Annotated in this window: 16 protein-coding genes and 2 pseudogenes; all 18 read right to left on the reverse strand. The window is 40.6% G+C overall.

The features are described 5' to 3' along the window. A pseudogene (locus NFR51_RS09085) lies at positions 1-242 on the reverse strand (hypothetical protein); the annotation flags it as partial. Position 243: 1 nt separating this feature from the next. Further along, on the reverse strand, positions 244-648 hold the full coding sequence (locus NFR51_RS09090) for a DUF1310 family protein (RefSeq protein ID WP_251713372.1): 405 nt from the start codon (positions 646-648) through the stop codon (positions 244-246). Between the two features lie 456 nt (positions 649-1,104). Continuing rightward, positions 1,105-1,863 (reverse strand): alpha/beta fold hydrolase, encoded by a 759-nt coding sequence (locus NFR51_RS09095; RefSeq protein WP_251713373.1) that lies wholly within the window; start codon positions 1,861-1,863, stop codon positions 1,105-1,107. Positions 1,864-2,219: 356 nt separating this feature from the next. Next, positions 2,220-2,297: pseudogene (locus tag NFR51_RS11075) on the reverse strand (dTDP-4-dehydrorhamnose 3,5-epimerase family protein); the annotation flags it as partial. Between the two features lie 64 nt (positions 2,298-2,361). After that, a complete protein-coding gene (locus NFR51_RS09100; RefSeq protein WP_251713374.1) occupies positions 2,362-4,014 on the reverse strand; it encodes a hypothetical protein in 1,653 nt (550 codons plus the stop codon). Positions 4,015-4,287: 273 nt separating this feature from the next. Then, positions 4,288-4,794: a PTS sugar transporter subunit IIA gene (locus NFR51_RS09105; RefSeq protein WP_251713375.1), complete on the reverse strand. Its 507-nt coding sequence runs from the start codon at positions 4,792-4,794 to the stop codon at positions 4,288-4,290. A gap of 276 nt (positions 4,795-5,070) precedes the next feature. Beyond that, positions 5,071-6,432: a phosphoglucosamine mutase gene (gene glmM, locus NFR51_RS09110; RefSeq protein WP_251713376.1), complete on the reverse strand. Its 1,362-nt coding sequence runs from the start codon at positions 6,430-6,432 to the stop codon at positions 5,071-5,073. A gap of 26 nt (positions 6,433-6,458) precedes the next feature. Then, positions 6,459-7,412, reverse strand: coding sequence for a CdaR family protein (locus NFR51_RS09115; protein WP_251713377.1), 954 nt, complete (start codon positions 7,410-7,412; stop codon positions 6,459-6,461). Beyond that, positions 7,412-8,239, reverse strand: a complete 828-nt coding sequence (gene cdaA, locus NFR51_RS09120; protein WP_202230150.1) for a diadenylate cyclase CdaA — start codon at positions 8,237-8,239, stop codon at positions 7,412-7,414. Before cdaA ends, NFR51_RS09115 begins: the two co-directional genes overlap by 1 nt. Positions 8,240-8,437: 198 nt before the next feature. Continuing rightward, complete coding sequence (gene nifJ / locus NFR51_RS09125; protein WP_251713378.1) at positions 8,438-12,094, reverse strand: pyruvate:ferredoxin (flavodoxin) oxidoreductase; 3,657 nt, start codon at positions 12,092-12,094, stop codon at positions 8,438-8,440. A 462-nt stretch (positions 12,095-12,556) separates the two neighbouring features. Further along, positions 12,557-13,234 (reverse strand): beta-phosphoglucomutase, encoded by a 678-nt coding sequence (gene pgmB, locus NFR51_RS09130; protein WP_251713379.1) that lies wholly within the window; start codon positions 13,232-13,234, stop codon positions 12,557-12,559. Then, positions 13,227-15,218, reverse strand: a complete 1,992-nt coding sequence (locus NFR51_RS09135; RefSeq protein ID WP_251713380.1) for a glycoside hydrolase family 65 protein — start codon at positions 15,216-15,218, stop codon at positions 13,227-13,229. Before NFR51_RS09135 ends, pgmB begins: the two co-directional genes overlap by 8 nt. A gap of 19 nt (positions 15,219-15,237) precedes the next feature. Next, entirely contained in the window at positions 15,238-16,083 is an 846-nt protein-coding gene (locus NFR51_RS09140; protein WP_251713381.1) for a carbohydrate ABC transporter permease, read from the reverse strand. Continuing rightward, positions 16,070-16,984, reverse strand: a complete 915-nt coding sequence (locus NFR51_RS09145) for a carbohydrate ABC transporter permease (protein ID WP_251713382.1) — start codon at positions 16,982-16,984, stop codon at positions 16,070-16,072. The genes NFR51_RS09140 and NFR51_RS09145 overlap by 14 nt, the downstream gene beginning before the upstream one ends. 83 nt (positions 16,985-17,067) lie before the next feature. Further along, entirely contained in the window at positions 17,068-18,327 is a 1,260-nt protein-coding gene (locus NFR51_RS09150) for an ABC transporter substrate-binding protein (protein ID WP_251713383.1), read from the reverse strand. Positions 18,328-18,366: 39 nt separating this feature from the next. After that, on the reverse strand, positions 18,367-20,667 hold the full coding sequence (locus NFR51_RS09155) for a glycoside hydrolase family 65 protein (protein WP_251713384.1): 2,301 nt from the start codon (positions 20,665-20,667) through the stop codon (positions 18,367-18,369). 46 nt (positions 20,668-20,713) lie between these two features. After that, the gene (locus NFR51_RS09160) at positions 20,714-20,965 is read right to left on the reverse strand and encodes a hypothetical protein (protein ID WP_251713385.1); all 252 of its coding nucleotides are present in this window, start codon (positions 20,963-20,965) and stop codon (positions 20,714-20,716) included. Continuing rightward, complete coding sequence (locus NFR51_RS09165) at positions 20,955-21,347, reverse strand: RDD family protein (protein WP_251713386.1); 393 nt, start codon at positions 21,345-21,347, stop codon at positions 20,955-20,957. Before NFR51_RS09165 ends, NFR51_RS09160 begins: the two co-directional genes overlap by 11 nt. Positions 21,348-21,356 lie beyond the last annotated feature (9 nt).

The raw sequence follows: 21,356 nt of genomic DNA on the forward strand, positions 1-21,356 counted from the left end.
TTATCAATACCTGTAGAACCTTGGTTAAGAAAAGTTACGTTTTTAACATCTTCTGGTTTTTGAGTTTTAGGGTTACCGTCTGTAATGATATAGGTTTGTTCGCCTGTTTTTTGGTTGTTTATGACTTCGGAGACATAGCCAATAGTTTTGCTGTTATTATTTATTTTTACAGGATCACCTTTCTTATAAGAACGATATTCCATTTTAGCTACATCAAGTCGCTCTTTATCTGAATATGCCAATTTATTTCTCCTTATCTGTTAGCAACTCCTCTAAGGCAGATGTATTTCCACCACCAGCATTTTCCAAATTTCCAGTAGATGTATCTTTGTCTAATATATTATAGACCCTAAGTTTATCATCATTATTTACAATCACATCAAACATAATCCCCCCCATAGGATTGTGCTCGATAGTTCCATAATCAATCTCATACGATTTAATTACCCCTTCTGGTGTTAAAGCCTTTGGATCTAAATTCTTCAGTCCTCGCTCTATCTCCTTTTTAGCTTCATCACTCTTCACCACGTTCACCATTTCATTATGAAACTGTTTCTGATCCATATAAAATTTCCCTCCAATACTTAGAATAATAAGAAGAATTGCAGCAAGCAAAATACCCATTGACACTAAGGCATTCTTTTTCATATCTATACCTCTCCAAAATAGAAGATTACATTACAACAAAAAGATTGTTCTTTTTATCACACTCTTATTTTATCATTCTATTTTCTATACTGTCAATAAATTTAAAAATTTCAAAATCAAATACAAAGCTTATCATAGACTAACTCTTAAAAAACATACAAAGTAAAAAAATTGCTAAACAAACTAGAGCCCAGCAATCTTTTATTTTATAAGTTATATTAAGTCTAAACACGGGTATAGACCTTGTTCTTCTCTCATTTCCTTAACTTAAATTAATATTGGTTCCCTTCTCATTTACTGGAAATTTCAACATTGCCTATAGCAGTACTTTGATTGATAAGCTCATGATACTGGGTAATACTCTTGCCCCTCATTTGTAAGAGAATGACATAAAAAAGAGACTTGCAAAAGCAAGTGTCTCTCCTTCAAAACTATTTAATTATATAAACTAGAATATTATAAACAGCTTTTTATAACTTGGGCAAAATCATTAGGGTTTTCCCAAGCCATTGAGTGACCAGCGTTGGGAACAACTTTAACTTCCACATCGTGTTCTTTTAGTTTTTCAACATCCACATCAGGTAACGATTTCTCTCCAAAAATAAAATATTTCGGAAATTCAAATTTGTATAAAAGCTCTCTCCATGATGTTCTTCCGCCGCTAACTGCATTAGTAGAAATTTCAAAAGCAGCTTTTGGTAACCAATTTCTTAAAGTAGCTACCCACATTGTATTTCCTGATTTTTCATACTCTGTGAGCTTCCTTTCAAAAGTATTATCCAAGTCATTTTCATTTAAATTAGCAATTTCAAAACTTGCTGAATCTGGACGGCTTGGATCTAAATTAGCTTCGCTAAGTATTAGTGTTTGTACTCTGTCTTTCAACAAATTACACAATTCTATCGCTATAGCCCCACCTAAACTGTGGCCAAATACGATGATTTCTTCCAAGTTAAGGTCCTCAATAAATTCTTGTAAATATTTGGCATGTGAAGCAACTGTATATTTAAAAGAGAGTGGCTTGTCACTATATCCTGCACCCAATAAATCGATTAGAATTATTCGGTGTTTAGATTCTAGCATAGAGGCGACTTCCACATAATCAAAAGAACCTGCACATCCTAATCCATGTATAAAAATAATAGGTGCCAATTCGCCAGAAAAATCATTGTAACGCATTTTATAATTCGTTCCCTTAATTTTGTACTCTCTCAATTACGTCCCCTCACCTTCTAATTTATCTTTCTTCTTACACCGCTTTGCTATGGTCAGCTTCGTAAGATTTAATCGCACTTATCTCTATAACATCTCCCTCAATACTTGGAACAATGAGAATAACTATAGAAGCTAAATTCCCCATTGACACTAAAGACGTTTTGTCATATCTGTACCTTTCTAAAAACAGCTCTTTTAGATTGTTCCTTGTATCATATTTTTATTTTATCACTCTATTTCTGTATTGTCAATAAGTCCCAGGATTTTAAAATCAAACAAAAAAACCATCACAGACTAATTTTAAAAAAATGTACAAAACACAAAATTACTGACCGTGTTGATTTCAGCGACGGGTTCTCTGCAGTAAAATAATCAGTCCTCCCTGACATTTTTTCTTTTTGAAAGTTTTCTTTAAACCAGCCACGATTATCCCCAAAATTGATACACCATAAAAACCACTCTTTTTCTATGACGAAAAGAGTGGTTTTGCTGTTAATGTTATTGGTTGATGATTAAAGCAGGGCGAACGCCTCCTGTGTCAGGGAAATCCGTAACAGGGGAAGTGAACAGTTGTCCAATTTGCCGTTGACGTACGTTCCAAGCATCTCCTGATATTCCAGGGGTACGTAACCACCAAAAACTGCTTCTAGCGCCCACACGTCCTGCATGATTCTGAAAACCTCGTCCTGAGCCTGACAGTCGCACCACATCAGCTAAAGAAAGGGCAAAGGCACGACCTGAACCAGAGCTCGCAATAGTCGTCACATCATTAACTACTGCACCTAAGGCTGCTTCATTAAAGTTGGAGGGCAGGAAGCGGGGCCCATAGTCTGGATTCCACTGAACAGCTCCAGCCGCTACATCAGGGACACTCCCTGGTGCAGGAAGATTGACAGGACGAACCATAGCCTTCACCTCATCATCAAGTCCCGCGTACCAAGAAACCAGCTCATCATTCTGCTCTTCCCAAGAAACATTACGAATTGCTTCATTGCGAATAATCATGTGATTGCCATTAGCCATATCTTCTAAGTAACGGTACTGCTCCCCTTCCATAGTGAAGGCACGGCCAGGGAGCATAGCATCAAAGTTAAAAGCTGATGGTGGAGAGTCTACATCAGCACGGGGATTAGAGCCCTCGCCGTCCATCGCGTTGTTTCTGATACCTGTGAGAAAGTCAGCCAAGTTACCCGAAGCACCTGCTTCATCTGTAAACTCTTCACCCGGACTGATTAGTTCGCTGTCCACATGAATACCGTAGTAGTAAGAACCGTTAAAGACAGTATCTTCAATGGCAGCCAGCATTTCTGCGGCATCAAGTAAGTAGGAGGTCGCTTGACCGGGCTCTAGTAGGGACGCCCAATAGGCCCAACCTGTTTCATGGTCGATAACCCAGAAGTCTCCGATTTTTTGATAATCTTGCAGACTGTTCCACTGCTCAATAGTCATCGGTGCGCGTTGCTCTTGCAAGTTCTGGGCTGCAGTATGAGTAGCTATGATACCCGGCCAGGTTGTTCCTTGACTGCCATTCTCGTAGTCGTCATTTTCAGACCAGTAAGCATCGGTGCCAGCCCCAGGATGAGTGGCACCGTCTGTGACCGCATCTGTCGCACCTCCACCTGCAATATAGTCCCGGGCATGACCTGCGGCAGCTGTCATCAGGTCCAGGTTATCATGGTTGAAGGTGGGCATATACCATGGGGCGTACTCTCCTTGGCGACTCCAACCAAAGGTCAGGCGTGAATAGCGGTTGAAGGCATTAGAGTTCCCAATATTTGCGCGGACGTTAATATCGTCTGGGCTGGGAATCCATGTGGTCCAGCTGTCAAGTTGATCGCGCTGACTGCCAGAAACTAAGGGTGTGAAGTCTGTCTCACCCGTTTGTCGGGTTTCGAGGAACTCGGACAGGCGTATCCGGGCCATGATTGGCCGCTCCCCGTAGTTTTCCACGAAGACGTCCTTGTTTTCGGTGTCTCGATTGTAGTAGTCGTGGACGCGGCCACCAACATTGACTTGAACGTCATTCAGCCGGTCATTGATGGCCCGTTGGTTGAAGGCTTGGAAGGCGAAGGTGCCGCCTACTGCGAGTAACAAGAGCGACAGGAATGCGAGATTGCGCAGCCGCCGCTGGTTTTTCTTTTCTGGTGTCATAAACTCCTCCTTTGGCGTAACATTTACTTTTGGTTTTTCATTACATATACATTTCTAATGTTACGTTTACTTTCTGAGTCTATAGTATAAAAAAAAAAAAAAGGTCAAATGAAATGAGTGTTTGATGAGAAAAGCGTGTTCAGTAATCTTACAACATCAAAAAATGCAAGGGACACTCAAGTCCTTTGCATATCTCATGTATCGTCTACATCCTTCATCTTTCTTTGAAGCTCTTCTTTTTCTCTCAAACAAGGAGTACCCCTACCGAAATCTTTAAAGCTGTTTAGCCTTAGCCTCTCCCACAACTTCTGCTCCGTATGCAAAACCATAGTTCATACTTAAATCTTCCAAAGCTTTAGTCGTGTTTGTAATTAAGACAGTGGTCGTCAAGGGGAGTTTAGCAGCTTGTATCTTGGACCACTTCACACTCCCAATTTTTTCGCCCCCTTTGACAAAATCACCGATTTTCAAATTTATGTCAAAAGGTTCACCATTCAAACTCACAGTATCAATCCCAATATGTAGGAAAATATCAAGACCGTCTGTTCGGCGCAAACCCACAGCATGCCCCTGACTAATAGTCACTCTGCCACTTACAGGACTGTATATTTTCGCTGTCGCACTTGTGGTTATAGGTTCAATAGCATAGCCCTCACCCATTAGTTTTTGTGCAAAAATATCTTCGGAAACTTTTGTTAATTCAAAAACTTCGCCTTCCATAGGAGCATAAAGCTTACTGTCTTCAACGTGCACTTTCTCTCTGCGGCTGCTACCAAACATTGTTTTTCCTCTTTTACGTTTTGTTATGGTTCATCAATATTTACGCTTAAAATATCATCTTATTATTTCATTTATCTTAATTGTAACACATTTAACTTCACGAGTCACACTAAGTAATTTAGTCAATAGTAAGACTGGGGCACTTAATAAAACCCCAGTGGTTTATCCTCTCGCGTGAAAGAATTTAAAATCATACCGCAGTTTATAAAAAAAGAGACCCTCTAGGAATCTCTACACGATAAACAGTTCAACTTCAAATACAGTGAAATCATCACGTTATAGTTTTACACCAATTTCTTCTTTCACGACATCAACAATCGTGTCAACAACCTCATTCACTTCTTCATCGGTTGGAGCTTCTGCCATAACGCGAAGAAGAGGTTCTGTCCCACTTGGGCGCACTAAGATACGGCCTTTACCATTCATTTTTTCTTCCATACTTGCAATCACTTCGCGAATGGCTGGGATATCCATTGCCCCTTCCTTGGCAGCATTATTTGCCACACGGACATTTACCAATTTTTGTGGATAGATAGCTACTTCTGCGGCTAATTCTGATAACTTTTTCCCTGTTTCACGCATTACCTTTAAGAGTTGAATGGCTGAAAGTTGCCCATCTCCTGTTGTATTATAATCCAAGAAGACCATATGACCTGACTGCTCTCCTCCAAAATTGTAATTGTTTTTACGCATTTCTTCGACAACATAGCGGTCACCTACAGCAGTCACAACAGAGTTCATCCCAGATTCTTCAAGCGCCAGATGAAAACCAAGGTTAGACATTACGGTTGTTACAACGGTATCTTTTGTCAATCTTCCTCGCTCAAGCAAGTACTTTCCAACAATAAACATGATTTTATCGCCATCTACAACTTGGCCTTTTTCATCAACTGCGATGAGGCGATCTGCATCTCCGTCAAAAGCAAGGCCAATATCACTCCCCGTTTCCAGCACTGTGTCTGCTGTTTTTTCTGGATGAGTGGAGCCAACACCATCATTAATGTTGAGACCATTTGGATTTTCACCAATCACTGTTAATTCCGCATTTAAGTCCGCAAAAACGGCACGAGCCGATGTATATGCAGCACCGTTGGCTGTATCCAACACAACTTTGTAGCCCTCAAAATCACCCTCAGCTGTTGCTTTCAGAAATGCCTGATATTTACGAACAGCTTCATTGTAGTCATGCAAAACACCAAGCCCTTCAGCGGACGGTCGAGGCAACTTGTCTTCTTCCGCATCAATTAGCGCTTCAATTTCTAACTCTTTGTCATCATCAAGTTTAAAACCATCCGACCCAAAGAATTTAATCCCATTGTCCAAAGCTGGGTTATGACTCGCAGAAATCATTACTCCTGCAGAGGCCTCTTCTTTACGGACTAAATAGGCAACACCTGGTGTGGCAATAACGCCTAAGTCATAGACTTCAATCCCTACAGATAAAAGCCCAGATATTAGACTTGTTGAAAGCATTTGCCCAGAGATACGTGGATCACGCGCAACATATACCTTAGGTGTTCCAACTTCGTGCTGACTAAGAACATAGCCTCCAAATCGCCCAAGCTTAAAAGCCAGCTCCGGCGTCAATTCCACATTTGCTTCTCCACGAACACCATCTGTTCCAAAATATTTACCCATTTTATTTTTCTTTCCTTTTCACTCAACTATTTTTTTACCGGAGTCAATGTTACTTCTACTTGACTCGGTTTAACACTTACTCCAGCCGCTTGGATATCGACGTTCACTGTTTCTTTCTGCGTAACGCCAGATATATTTACTGTCGCATCTACGCTATCCACTTTATCCAGAGCACTTTGTTCTCCTGAAATAGTCACTGTTTTATGCGAAAGTGACGTTTTTATATCTGAAAGACTCTGATCCAGATTCCCTGTTTTTTTCACATGAACAGGAACTGTTTTTGAAGGCTTCTCTACACTTACTTTCATCTGAACTGTGGCAGGACTGATTTGTGCAGGAAGTAATTTACCATCAGCATCGACAGCATGCAATGTCACGGTACCAGAATAATCATCGTTCAGGTAAGCATCACTTGGCAAAGCCGCCTGAATAGCATGAATTTGCTTAATGCTGGTCTCTCCCGCTGTTACTTTGACTTTTTCTTGACTCAGGTTTATATCGTTAACTTTAAAACCTTCTGGCAGTTGAGCTTCCTCAATTACAGGTGTAACGTTAAACTCCGCACTGGCTTTTTTCTCTAAGCGAACCGTCAAGGTCGTAGGCTCAATCTGTGCATTTATCCCATTGGGAAGCTGTTGAATCCGAACAGGCATTGTGACTGTTCCTTCTCTGGCATTGGATAAATCCACCACAAGATAGAAATTACGTGAATCTGGATTTTCTTCCGTATTAATTTGCACGCGATTATAACTGGTCAAATAGACATTTGCTGTATTATTGTAACCACTCGCAAAGTATTCGTCCGTATTATACTTAAGTTCAATGGGAACATTGGAAATTGTTGTCGCATAAACCTCTCCAGTAGTTGAATTTCCTTGATTTCGCAAGGCAACTGAACTCGCATTAAAGAACAAAATGACTGCAAAGAAAATTGATGCTAATATCGTAAAAAGCTTTGAAGCGAAAAAATTATTTTTCATTATTTTTTGCCTCCTGTTTCTTCTGGTCCTAAAATAGCAGTGAGTTTTTCATGGAATACTTCTTTTGAAATATCTGCATACAATTCACCATTGTAGGCGATTGATATGCCTCCCGTTTCCTCTGACACTACGAGCACCAGAGCATCTGAAGCCTCTGAAAGACCAATCGCTGCTCGGTGGCGTGTACCAAATTCTTTTGAAATACCCATTTTTTCAGTGAGGGGGAGATAGGCGCTGGTTACAGCAATTTTGTCGTCTTGAATGATGACAGCTCCATCATGTAAAGGCGTATTAGGAATAAAGATATTGATAATCAGTTCGCTGGAGATATCCGCATCCAACCTGATTCCTGTCGAAGCATACTCACTCAAAGTTTGTGTCCGCTCAATGGCAATGAGTGCACCAATCTTACGTTCAGACATATAGGAAAAAGATTTTTCATAGGCATCAATGTAACTGTTTATTGACTTAGCACGACCAGCAGACAGACGATTGGGTGTACGTCCCAAGCCTTCCAGAGCTCTACGAATTTCTGGCTGGAAGATAATAACACCAGCAATAGCTCCGTAAGTAATCACTTGATTCAGTAGCCACTCCAGCGTAGTCAGTCCTATCAGACCTGCGACTATTCTTATAAGCACAAAAATGATAACACCACGTACCAGACTAACCAACTTCGTTCCTTGGACAAAGCGCATAGCTAAATAAAGAAAAAAGCTAACAATGGCGATGTCAATAATCGAAATGATGACACGTAAAGGTGACTGATTGAGTTCTAGTATTTTTTGCCAAAAATCAAGATTAAAGATTTGACTAAAATCACTCACATACTACCCTCCTTACTGAATTATTCTTTTCTATTATAACAAAAAAAGCAGAAAAGCGACTCTTATCTGATATATTAGGAAACTTAAGCTTTTTCAAACCAATTAATGCCCACCATTCTATACGTGGAGAAACAGAGCCTCTCTCGCTTTCAACACCTCACGAAAAAACAGCGCGCCATACTCTCGCTGTTCTTCCTTTTATTTTGACTCTTTTGCTTGGCGTGCTGCCTTTCTTGCTGCACGTCTTGCTTCACGTTCATGATTCACGGGACGTGCTTTACGTTCTCTTTTTTCCGGTACGTCTCTCTCAACTTTCATACCAGAACTCTTACTTTCACGTGCTATAAATTTATCATAGTCTCCTGATACACGTGCATACCGTAGGAATTTTTTCCTTGCATCACTTGTTGCTTTTGCATAGAGCAGTTCTGCCTGATCTGCATTGACTTTCATGAGGTTTGCAAAACGCGATTGTTTCATGAGAACTTCCCTTACTTTTGTAAAGTCTGGGCGTTTGAAGTCCAAAGTAAGTGGATTTTTTCCTGCTTCCTCAAGTGCAGGATTATAGCGATAAAGTTGCCAGTAACCGCTATTTACTGCCGCTTTTGCCTCATCAAGAACTTTATTCATCCCTTCATAATTGCCATGGGCGATGCAAGGTGTATAGGCAATAATCAGTGAAGGCCCTTTATGTTTTTCTGCCTCATCAAAAGCCTTTATGGTTTGCATCATATTGGCACCACTGGCTATTTGAGCAACGTAGACATTACCATAAGTCATAGCCATGAAGCCTAGATCCTTCTTAGCGGCAACTTTCCCACCAGAAGCAAACTGTGCGATGGCGCTGGCTGGCGTACCTTTAGAAACTTGGCCCCCAGTATTAGCATAAACTTCATTATCCATGACCAGGATATTCACATCTGCGCCACTTGCAATGACGTGATCTAACCCACCAAAACCAATATCATAGGCCCAACCATCACCACCAAATATCCATTGTGTAGGCTTAACAAACTGGTCTTTCTCTTTATAAATTTCTTGCAGGATTCCTGATTTTTCTTTTTCCTCTTTTAATAAGGCCTTGAACTTTTCAGCACGGGCCCGTGTTCCTTCAGAATCATCCAAGTGCATGAGCCAATCTTTAGCTAAAGATGCTAAGTCTTCAGACATTTCTGGCAAGCCAGCCTTTACAGTCTCAGCAAGTTTTTGACGCCGGGTTTGACTGGCAAACCACATGCCATAACCATACTCCGCATTGTCTTCAAAAAGCGAGTTGGACCAAGCTGGACCTTGTCCCTCATTATTAGTTGTGTAGGGTGTAGCTTGTGTTCCACCGTAAATTGATGAACATCCTGTGGCGTTGGAAATCATCATGCGATCGCCAAACATCTGGGTTAAAAGCTTAATATAAGGTGTTTCACCACAACCGGAACAAGCCCCTGAGAATTCAAAGAGCGGTTGATTAAACTGCGTAGCTGCGACCGTACCGGGACGCGCCGGATTTTCCTTTTGCTTGAGTGTCATTCCAAAAGCCCAGTTTATAGCTTGCTTTTTTTGACTCTCATAAGATACCATCTTAAGTGCTTCGCCCTTTTTAGGACAAGCTTCCACACAAAGCCCACAACCGGTACAGTCTTCGATTGAAACCTGAATCCGATACTTGAGACCATCTTTCCCCCGATAATCCATAACCTGGAAGCCTTCCGGAGCTACATTCCATTCGTCTTCATCTGCAAGGAAAGGACGAATAGCTGCATGTGGACAAACAAAGGAACACTCATTACATTGGATGCAAGCCTCTCCATTCCATTCAGGGACTTCTAGAGCTATCCCACGTTTTTCAAAGGCCGAAATTCCTAGGGGGCTGCTTCCAGCAGTGACGTTAGTAGCTACATCTTGTACAGTCAGCTGCTCTCCCTCAAAGGCATTGACCTTATCTAGGAAATTAAAAACGTATCGCTTACGCGCTGTTTCTGCTTGAACTGCCTTTGCTTCTTCCGCTTCGATTGAGCGCCAAGTTTCTGGTACTTTTACCCTGTGGAGATGCGTCAAGGCTTCTTCCATCGCTTGTAGATTTTGCGCTACGACTTCAGGTGATTTTCGCGCATATTTTTCTGCGTCTTGTTTAAGAATTTCATAAACCTTATCAAAAGGCATTATCTCTGCAAGTTTAAAGAAAGCAACCTGCATGATTGTATTGATACGTCGCCCTAGTCCTGTCAGTTGAGCAATCTTTGCCGCATCAATGCTGTAAAACTGAATGTCATTTTCTGCAATATAGCGTTTTAACTTGCTTGGCAAATTACGGTCAAGTTGCTCATCTGTCCAGCTTGTATTGAGAAGGAAAATACCACCTTTTCGTAAGCCTTTTAGCAAGTCATATTGGCGGACGTATGTTGTATTATGGCATGCAACAAAGTCAGGATGAGAAATCATATACTCTGACTGAATCGGACTATCACCAAAGCGCAAATGACTTACTGTAAGTCCGCCGGATTTTTTTGAATCGTATTCAAACGCCCCTTGGACGTATTTATCTGTGTTGTCTCCGATAATCTTGATTGCAGCCTTGTTTGCTCCTACAGTACCGTCTGAGCCAAATCCCCAAAATTTTGCCTGATAGGTAGCTGGTGAGGTAAGATCAAGACACTCTTGAATAGGTAAAGAAAGCTTTGTCACATCGTCCTCTATACCAATGGTGAAGCTCTTGTTGACTTTTTTATTTCGCAAATGTTCAAAAACAGCTAAAATATGCTCGGGCCGTGTATCTTTCCCACCAATCCCATATCGTCCGCCACTTACTGCGATATCATAATCAAAAAGCACATCCTTAACATCCAGCAGAAGAGGTTCAGCGTTACTTCCCGCTTCTTTAGTACGGTCAAGCACGGCGATTGAATCTACTGTTTGGGGCAATTTTTCTAAGAAGTTTTCTGAAGGAAATGGACGGTAAAGGTGTATGTTAAGGAAACCGACTTTTCTCCCTTGAGCATTGAGATAGTCAACTGTTTGCTTAATTGTACCTGCAACAGAGCCCATACTTACGATAACTTCTTCTGCATCCGGCACTCCATAGTAGTCAACCAAATCATAATCTGTCCCGCGCAACGTGTTGATTTCCTTCATATACTTTTGGACAAGAAACGGAAGTTCATCATAGTAAGGATTAACTGTTTCACGTTGCTGGAAATAGATATCCGCATTCTGGTTGGTTCCTGAAACAGTCGGATGATCGGGATTCATTGCACGACTACGAAAGGCTGCAAGCTTCTCTTGATTTATCAATTTTGCTAAATCTTCGTAGCTTAGCACGTCAATTTTTTGTATTTCGTGAGAGGTGCGGAAGCCATCAAAAAAGTTCAGGAAAGGCAGAGAGGCCTCAATGCTTGTCAAGTGTGACACAGCTGATAAATCCATCACTTCCTGAACGCTAGAGGCTGCCAGCATAACAAATCCTGTCGAACGTGCGGCCATGACATCCGAGTGATCTCCCGAAATATTAAGAGCTCCAGTAGCTACAGCACGCGCGGCGACATGAATAACTCCTGGAAGGAGTTCTCCCGCCATTTTGTACATATTGGGCAACATGAGCAAAAGTCCTTGAGAAGACGTAAATGTCGTTGCCAAAGCTCCTGCCTTTATCGCACCATGCAGAGCTCCAGCAGCTCCTGCCTCTGACTGCATCTCACTTAATTTTACCGTTTGTCCCCAAATATTTTTTCGTCCTGATATCGACCAAGCATCTGTATAATCTGCCATTGGTGAACTTGGGGTAATGGGATAAACCATTGCAATCTCAGAGAAGGCATACGCCACGTGGGCTGCTGCCATGTTCCCATCCATAGTTTTTTTCATAATAAAAGTCCTTATGTAAAAGCATTTATTTGATTTCTCATCAGCAGAAACGGTGTCATTTGTTCCTGATGTGGACAAGTTCCCGAAAAACCAAGGGCTCTTACGCTTAAATTTTTGACTACTACTATTCTAACACTTTTAACCATTGTCACCATTGCTCATGGATGTCAAATACTTTTGACAAACGAAGACAAGATACAAATAAAAAGATACTTTTAATCAAGTAACCACGAGGTTCGACTAAATCATGAATAAAATTGAAGTCTACCTTTTTTGGAAATAGCTCGTAAATCGTGGAACTTGGTTCAACAAGGCTTGAAAGAATAAATACAGTTTGAGCAGTGTTGTCCTGTCAGTGAAGTATTAAAATAGCTCCAAAAGCTTTATTTACCTTTTTTTTCTCACTTTTGGTTATAAAAAGAGACAAAGCTAAATCAACTTTGTCTACAGTCTGTGATACTTTTAATTAAGTATTTTATTTTTCTCCCAAATCTCCGTCAAATAGGCTAACGTTAAAAAGTCCGTCCTAGGAACTACAGCAATGTCAGAACCCAGAGCCTCTTTGTGTCCTACTCCAACAGGCAAACTCCCCGCAGCTTTAATGGCTGAAATACCTGCTTGTGCATCCTCAATTCCAATGGCTTCATCTGTGGAAACACCCACTCCCGCCGCTGCTGCTTGAAAAATATCTGGTGCTGGTTTTGAGGCTGCAACCTTTTCTGGATTTGCTATAAAATCAAAATAAGAAGTTAAAGCCATGCGTTCCAAAAGAATCGGACCATTTTTAGAAGCTGAAGCCAAAGAAATTTTAATACCGTTGTCCTTTAACTCTTGCAGTAACTCTAAAATTCCTGGATAAATATCTGCTGGACTGACGTTTTGAATCTTCTGTAAATAGTTGTCATTTTTCCGTTGTGTTAGTGCAGAAAATTCAGCCGCAGAAAAGTCATTTTCGCGATTGGCTAAAGACAATATTTTTCTCAATGAATCGTCACGTGAAATGCCTTTGAGTTGCTCATTAAATGTGCGATTGACCCCTTCAATCCCCAGTTCCTCCGCTAAAGTTCGCCATGCTTGATAATGGTATTCTGCAGTATCTGTAATCACCCCATCAAGATCAAATAAAACTGCTTTAAACATGCGCAATTTCTCCAATTTCAAATATTTTAGTTTGTCCTTTGAACTTAATCTTAAATCTAAGCCCTTTTATCGCCTGTGGGAGATTATTTTTAACTGCAAAACCATCAGAGGTGCGATGCAAACCTGCAAAGCCATAGATTAAACCTAGCCAAGAGCCGCCCATGTTGGCCGCGTGAATGCCGTGCCCTGCATTACCTTGCAGGTCAGTCAGATCCATTGTAGCCGCATCTTTAAAGAAATCATAGGCTAAATCATGACGCCCCAAATGACTCGCCACAACACCATAAACCGCACGAGACAGGCTGCTGTCATGGGTTGTCAGAGCTTCATAATAATCAAAATCCCGCGCCATTTGTTCACGCTTTGTCTCATCGGCAAAAAGCATATGCGCAAGTAAAGTATCTGCCTGTTTCAAAACTTGATGCTTATAGATTTTCATCGGATGGTAGTGGAGGAGTAGAGGATACTTTTCTGAAGGCGTAGCTTCAAAATTCCAGACTTCTTTCGCCAGAAAAGATTCATCTTGCGGCGTAATACCAGCTTCATTGACAGGTACGAAATACATTTTTTGAGCTGCTTCAGCCCAAAGTTGACTGTTCTCATCTTCATCACCAAATTGTTGAGCAAGTTCGGCAGCGTATTTCAAATTTTGTTGGGCCATTTTATTTGTATAGTAGTTATTATTAACTAAGGCTGTATACTCATCCGGTCCAGTTACTTCATGAATTTCAAAACCTCGGCTTGAAAAGAAACCGTAAGATAACCAAAAGTTGGCGGTTTCATAAATAACTGATTTGGCTGTTTCCATAAAGGCGTCATCGCCCGTAACTTCATGATAAAGTTTAAAAGCATACGCAATATCTGCATTGATATGAACTTGTCCCGTGCCTGCTGGAAAATAGGCTGACGTTTCTTGACCTGAAATTGTCCGCCAAGGATATAAAGCCCCTTTAAAATCAAGCTCTGCTGCTCGCGCTTGTGCGACAGGCAAGATATGTAGACGATAGGCTAAGAGTTGCTTAGCCAGTTCTGGCTGCGTATGAATAAAGAAAGGCAGCAGATACATTTCTGTATCCCAAAAATAATGGCCTTCGTATCCCTCACCTGTCAGACCTTTCGCTCCAAAATTTGTCTTTCCATCACGTCCAGCAGAGTTGAACAGGTGAAAAAGATTCACGCGAATGCCTTTTTGCAACACATCATCCCCATTAATTTCAATATCGGAACTCTCCCAAAAGCCATCAAAGATTTCAATTTGTTGCTTTTTCAATGCCTCATAGGAGTGTGTCTCAAAATGATTGACCTTGGAAATTTGGTAAAGCTGTGTCAGCGTAACATCCTGACCTTCTCTTAAGTCAATTGTCCCTTCAAAAGCATCAAATTTAACATATATTTTCAACTGACTATTTAAAGTTTGATAGCAATTGCCTTCTTGGTGCATTTTCGTACTGGCTTCACGCACACGTGGATCAAACACTTTCTCTGCTTGAGGCTGAATCAATTGTGCCTTTTTCGTAATCTTAGCCTGACCAGAAAAATTCAGTGCTGATATTGTCCAGTGTTGAGCATAAACCTGCCGATCTGCGTGACTTGCAAAAGATTCCAAAGTCAGCATAATTTGTTTCCCTGAAACTGTTTCATAGACAAACTTTTCATGGAGTAAACCCGTGTGCATATCTAGGCAGCGCTCCTGATGTTTTAAAACTTCAAGTGCTTCCCCATCTATTTCGATATCGATTCGACGTAAATCAAACAGTTTTATCATTGTCTCATGATGTTTAGCATAACCATAGGCATTCTCCCCATAGATGATTTCATCTGTTTCATAAAACCCATTAACGAATACACCAGGCGTAGCTTTTTCTGTAGCTATGGGTTCACTGGCACGTATCCCCATAAAACCATTAGCTTGTGCGAAGAGTGTTTCAATATTTTCTGGGGAAGTGTTGCCTAAATCTTCAAGTCGTAATTCAAAGTTTTTCATTATTTGTTCATCCTCGTTTTTATTTCTCTCCGTCCATACGTACCCCTTGTAAGAAGTAACGGTTAAAGATGATGTAGAGGAAGATAATGGGTAAAATCGTGAGAATTGAGGCAGCCATCACGCGGTTCCACATCTGTCCTCCTTGGTCGGCAGATTGTAACATTTGAAGACCTACAGTCAAGGTAAATTTACTCTGTGTTTTCAAGTAAAGCATTGGGGAGAGGAAGTTGTTCCAAAAGCCCATGAAGACGAAAACACCCTGTGTTGCAATGGACGTTTTCGCCAAGGGCATAACAATACGAAAGAAAGTCCCTACCCGTGACAAGCCATCAATACGTGCGGCTTCTTCAACATCTTTAGGAAAATTCAAGAAAAATTGGCGCATCATAAAAATATTTGAAATGTTGATTGCCATAGGTAAGATCAAAGCAGCAAAGGAATCCATCATACCCAAGTTGTGAATAATCAAATAGTTCGGAATTAAGAGGACTTGCGTTGGGACCATCATCATCGCTAAAATGCCATAGTAAATGCGTTGACGTCCGGGAAATTGGAGACGAGCTAAGGCATAACCAGCCATTGTATTTAAGAAAAGATTCACCGTTGTGCCGATAACAGAAATAATAATGGAATTCATCAACCACTGTGGGAAGAGAGAGCCTGAAACAGGGTCAAAGAGATATTGGTACTGTTCCAAGGTGAAATTATCAGACCAGAGCGATAAATTTCCTGATGTAATTTCAGCTAAGGGTTTAAATGATGCCGCTACTGCCCACATGAATGGGTAGAAAGTGATGAAAGCATAGATAATCAAGATGGTGTAAAGTAAGATTTTCAGAGCTTTTTGCTTCTTAGTTTTTCTCATGCCCATTTCCTCCATTCAATTTTTCAGCAATGCGTGAAACCACGAAGATGATTATCGCAAGCATAATCGCAATGACAGCCGCATATCCCATTTGATTTTGTTGACCAAAAGCGTATTGGAAAATCAAGAGACTGACCGTCAAGGTTGAATTCTCGGGTCCTCCTGTACCTCCAGAAAAGATATAGGCCTGGTCAAACATTTGGAAGGTCCCAATAATACCCGTGAGCAAGACAAAAGTCGTAATCGGGCGCAGATAAGGAATCGTGATATAACGTAATTTTTGGAAAGCATTGGCTCCATCAATTTCAGCAGCTTCGTACATGACCTCTGGTAAATCAACCAGTGAAGCGAGGTAGATGGTCATAAAGTAAGGCACAGTAGACCAAATATTCATCACCATAATCACTTTCAATGTCCAGTCTGTATCGTTGATAAAGTTAATCGGGCCATCAATCAAGTGAATGCTTTCGAGAAAGCCATTAACCGGCCCATTGAGGTTGAAGACAAACATGAAAATCAGTGTCAAGGCGGCGCTTGAAGTCAAAGTAGGTAAGAAATAAATGAGCCGAAACATTTTCTTAGCTTTGATCCCTTTGGAAGCTAAAATATAAGCAATGACTAAGGCAATGATGGTTTGCACAGGCACAACGACAAGAGCAAAAAATCCTGTATTCTGCAAAGCATGGAGCAGCTGCTTGTCTTGAAATAAATTTTGATAATTTCTAAAGCCGTTCCACTCATAAGTGTGCATGATGAGATTAACATCATTAAAGGATAAATATACAGCAAAAAGAATTGCCAAAACAAAGAAGACTAAAATGATTAACAATGAGGGGATGATAAATCCATAGCCTTGAATCATTTCTGAAATCTGGCTCTTGGTAGTTTTTTGTTTTTCCATAGTTTTTCCTCCAGTCAGTAAATCTTATGAAAGTACCAGAACTCTGATACTCTCAAATTTTCTACTGACTGCCCAAATATTAATTAGTGACTAATTTTACTGTTGGCTTCTTTATCTGCTTTTTCCATTGATGCTTTTAAATCATCTGCAGTTGCACCCTTTTTAAAAGCTGTCGGTACAAAGTTTCCAAAAGCATTTTGAACGGTTGTTAAGTTGGTCCCTGACTGCCATGCTGTCGCAAATTTAATCGAATCTTGGTGAACTTGCAAGCGCGGATTCTCTTTCAAGAAAGCTGAACCTTCAGCTATATCTGGACGAGTCGCCAAGGTTCCAACACCATTTGTCCATGTTGTCATTCCTTCTTTACCAGTCACAAACTGAATCCATTTATCCGCCAATTCTTTAGACTTGGTATTTTTATATTCGCCCCATCCAACAGTAAATTGCATAGTTCGCGGTTTTCCTTGATACGTCAAGTTAGGGATAATATCAAAGTTCAGATCCTTATATTCATCCAAATAAACTTTGTAATTCCAGTTTCCAGTCAAGGTCATCGCAAATTTCCCTGTCGCAAACCCAGCGCCTTCATCACCAGCACCAACCTGTTGTGGCGTTGCTGCTGCCCCTGCATTAAACAAGTCAACAATCGTTTGAAGACCTGCTAGCGAATCTGGATTAGCCAAATCAGACTTTCCATCTTTCGTAATTGGTGCCGTGCCTCGTGCTGTTTGGAACGGCCATGTGCGTGCCAAATCAGCATTCTGGTTCATCAGATAGACTTTACCTTTACCGTACGCTGCATCAATTTTAGCCTGAGCTTCAGGCGCCCATTTGACCAGTTCTTCATAGGATTTTGGAATGCTGGCTTGATCAATCCCTGCTTTTGCAAAAATATCTTTATTAATATAAAGCGCCAATGTGGAAACATCTTTTGCTGCGGCATAAGGTTTACCATCTGCTTCAAAAGCACTTGCAATCGTTGGATAGAACTCATCTTTATTAATGACATCTGACAGATCATTCAAAACACCTTGTTCTTGTAAATATGGGAAGAAAGCTGAGTCAATATAGAAAGCATCTGGTGCTGTACCGCCCGATAAATCTGTTGGTAATTGTGTGGTGATGTCTGTATAAACTTTAGGAATAACATCCACATCATTTTCCTCTTCAAATTGTTTAATCATTTTATCGAGGGTCGCATTTTCGGTATCAGAACCTTTCCAATACCCAATGGTTAGCTTTTTACCCTCTTCTGCAGAGGACGTTCCCTTACCACAAGCTGCCAAGGTTAGTGCAGCCAAGGCTGCTGTGCCGAAAAGTGTTACTTTTTTCCAATTTTTCATTTGAAAAACTCCTTTATTTTAGGGGCAGAAATGCCCAATTTATAGCGTAATTGTTAATGTGTTTTCAAGATTCATGATTTGATCTTGGTAGATAAATTGCAGAGCGGGTCCCTCTGATTTTTTCAGAACCATTTTACCCTCTCCAATCTCAACTGAAATGGCTTGACCTTGATAGTCGAAACCATATGATAAACGGGACCAGGCTCGAGGTAAATTAGGTTCAATGCGGAGCTTCCCTTCAATTATACGAACGCCGCCATAGCCAAACACCACCATTTGCCATATCCCTCCTAAAGATGCTGCATGAATGCCAGGGTCAGAAGATTTCATGTATTCTCCCATATCAATATTTATCGCTTGCTTAAAAAAGTCATAGGACTGAACGAGCTTCCCTAAGTCCGCAGATAAAATAGCGTGCGTTGAGAGTGACAGTGAACTATCGTGTGTCGTTTTTGGTTCATAGTAATCAAAGTTCTTAAGTTTTAACTCCTTTTCGAACAAGCCTTCAAACAGCAACATGAGCAACAGTACATCGGCTTGCTTGGTCACTTGGAAGCCATTGACTTGCTGCAAATTATAGTCGTGAAAGAGGCCGTCAACACCATCTGCTAATTTATACTTGGTCAAATCTAGCTCAGGCTTGGTCAAATAGGTATCATCTTGGGGAATAATACCAGCACTTGTTGGCTGAGGCAAGAAAATTTTATCAACCTTTGCCTTCAAATTTGCCTTTAGTGCTTCTAAGTTAAATTTCTCATCTAATCTTGCATACACTTCCGGCTTTTCAGCCTTCAAATGTTCTATTAAATCAATAACATAGGTGATGTTCCAGTGTGCCGTGTAATTCGTATAAGCATTATTATCAATTTCTTCCTTATACTCATCAGGTCCCATAACATTTGTAATGACATACTGGTCATTAGAAGCATCGTATTCCAATCTTGAAGCCCAGAATTTAGCTGTATCTATCAATATTTCATAGGCTTTTTCATTTGCAAAATCCTGATTTCCTGTCACATCGAGGTATTGTTTTACCCCAAAAGCTACATCCGAGGTGATATGTTGCTCAATAAAACCAGATAAAATTTTCATGGCCTTTCCTGTTACAATATCCGCTGCTCCCCAGACCGGTGTCACTTCGCCATCTGTAGGCCAAGCGGCTTCCCATGGGTATTGAGCGCCTTCGTAACCATTGTCAGCAGCCTTTTTATGGGCACCGTCTAATCCTAAATAGCGATAGGTCAGCAACTTCTCGGCAATTTCTGGATGCGTAAAAGTAAAATAAGGCAACATGAAGACTTCTGTATCCCAAAAGGTATGCCCTTTATAACCTTGCCCTGATAAACCTTTTGCTCCAATATTCATCCTCTCATCATGTGCAGGTACCATGCTGTGTAAATGATATTTAGCAAAGCGAATCGCCAGTTGGTCACGCGGGTGATCAGAGGTTATTTTTATAGGATGTTTTTTCCAAATCATCGCCCAAGATTGAGCAGATTCAGCGAGCAGTTCTTCAAAACTTTGTTTTTCCAAGTCCTGAAGCTCACTTACAGCCACATTGCGCATATTTTGGATACTGTGATTTTCGATATCATTATCAATACTGGTATAAATGGAGGCACGCTTTTCTAAGAGGACTTGCTTATCCTTTTCGAGTTTAAAATCAAAGTTCATATAGAAACTACGTCGTCCAATTTCGGGACGCGTTGTTGCTGGGACACCTTTCAATTCATGACAAGCTGAGATGACAACATCCAGTTTACGGTGCGTAGTTTGTGGACACATTTGTAAAATCTTACCCTCAACAAGTCCCTTTTCACCTTCCGTAAAATGTTGACTTCCTTCATTCGAGACTTGACCATTGATACCTGTTTTGATGCTAATGGAAACAGGGGAACCAAGATTTTCGATATGAACTTGTGAAGCCATAAAGTGCCGACGTTTTTTCGAAATGAACCGTTTAAAGGTCATCTTTAGGGACACATCGTCTTTAGACCAACTTACTTCTCGCGTGAGAAGCCCCCTTTTTAAGTCCAGTGTTTTTTTATAAGCTTCAATTTTTCCTGTCAACAGAGAAAACGGCTGTCCATTAATCTGAAAATCCATGCCCCAAATATCGGGGATATTAGGCAACTCAGTGACTTCATTTTCAGCAAAATAGTTGAAAGTTCCTGAAACGAATGTATCTCTGCTTTGACCGACATAAGACTCTTCCTCTGCAGCGCGTGAACCGACATAACCATTCCCCAAGCACATGATACTTTCCGTTTTCCCGAGATAGCGGACATCAAAACCCTCTTGGCTAATTGTCCAATCTCCATAAATCATTTTTGCGCTCATTTGTTATTATTCTCCTTACTAAAACGTTTTAGTTTTAACTAAAAAATTATTTATCAAAATAATATTGGTTCCTGAAAATAAGTACCACTGCTCCTAAGAGCAAAATACCCAAAATCAAAATAAAAGGAATGTGCCATATCGGACTTGTGATTAAAAATAGAATCGTATAAAATGCATAAGCTTTTAAATAGTATTTAGGATCATAATTTTCTCGATAATACCACGCAATACCGTAGCTTACAAGTACCGTAATGATCAAGGGTAAAATTAAGGACCATGTTGATAAGTTATCTGCCATTGATGATCACCTGTCCCTTTCCAAGCCAGTCATGTAAAAATTGACCTCTTAAGCTGTAAGTCACAAGACTCACGGCAATAAAGAACCAACCAGCTAAAGGCATCAAATATAGAATCTTAATGCCCTCCCTTTGTGCGACATCTGCTAAATTTTTTGAAGGAGCTTGTACACGCAACTTTGCAAAATATTTACCAATAGTTTTTCCCTCAAAACTTGTCACTGCCAATACGTTATAGGTGATGAAGACAACTGCTGCTATAAGTTGATTAAAGCTGCCCAGTTTTCGAAATAAACTACTGCTTATAAGTAAGACTGGCAAATAGATAATGATGAGATCAATTATACTGGCTAAAAGCCGTTGAATCATGAGTAAAAATTTCATTTCTGCCTC

Source organism: Lactococcus ileimucosae, assembly GCF_943193185.1.
In the GTDB taxonomy this organism is placed as follows: Bacteria; Bacillota; Bacilli; order Lactobacillales; family Streptococcaceae; genus Lactococcus; species Lactococcus ileimucosae.

Excerpts from the sequence above, each read along its gene's own strand:
- NFR51_RS09090 (WP_251713372.1), bottom strand. The coding sequence starts at position 648 with ATGAAAAAGAATGCCTTAGTGTCAATGGGTATTTTGCTTGCTGCAATT.
- NFR51_RS09100 (WP_251713374.1), bottom strand. The coding sequence starts at position 4,014 with ATGACACCAGAAAAGAAAAACCAGCGGCGGCTGCGCAATCTCGCATTC.
- NFR51_RS09105 (WP_251713375.1), bottom strand. The coding sequence starts at position 4,794 with ATGTTTGGTAGCAGCCGCAGAGAGAAAGTGCACGTTGAAGACAGTAAG.
- glmM (WP_251713376.1), bottom strand. The coding sequence starts at position 6,432 with ATGGGTAAATATTTTGGAACAGATGGTGTTCGTGGAGAAGCAAATGTG.
- NFR51_RS09115 (WP_251713377.1), bottom strand. The coding sequence starts at position 7,412 with ATGAAAAATAATTTTTTCGCTTCAAAGCTTTTTACGATATTAGCATCA.
- nifJ (WP_251713378.1), bottom strand. The coding sequence starts at position 12,094 with ATGAAAAAAACTATGGATGGGAACATGGCAGCAGCCCACGTGGCGTAT.
- pgmB (WP_251713379.1), bottom strand. The coding sequence starts at position 13,234 with ATGTTTAAAGCAGTTTTATTTGATCTTGATGGGGTGATTACAGATACT.
- NFR51_RS09135 (WP_251713380.1), bottom strand. The coding sequence starts at position 15,218 with ATGAAAAACTTTGAATTACGACTTGAAGATTTAGGCAACACTTCCCCA.
- NFR51_RS09140 (WP_251713381.1), bottom strand. The coding sequence starts at position 16,083 with ATGAGAAAAACTAAGAAGCAAAAAGCTCTGAAAATCTTACTTTACACC.
- NFR51_RS09145 (WP_251713382.1), bottom strand. The coding sequence starts at position 16,984 with ATGGAAAAACAAAAAACTACCAAGAGCCAGATTTCAGAAATGATTCAA.
- NFR51_RS09150 (WP_251713383.1), bottom strand. The coding sequence starts at position 18,327 with ATGAAAAATTGGAAAAAAGTAACACTTTTCGGCACAGCAGCCTTGGCT.
- NFR51_RS09155 (WP_251713384.1), bottom strand. The coding sequence starts at position 20,667 with ATGAGCGCAAAAATGATTTATGGAGATTGGACAATTAGCCAAGAGGGT.
- NFR51_RS09160 (WP_251713385.1), bottom strand. The coding sequence starts at position 20,965 with ATGGCAGATAACTTATCAACATGGTCCTTAATTTTACCCTTGATCATT.
- NFR51_RS09165 (WP_251713386.1), bottom strand. The coding sequence starts at position 21,347 with ATGAAATTTTTACTCATGATTCAACGGCTTTTAGCCAGTATAATTGAT.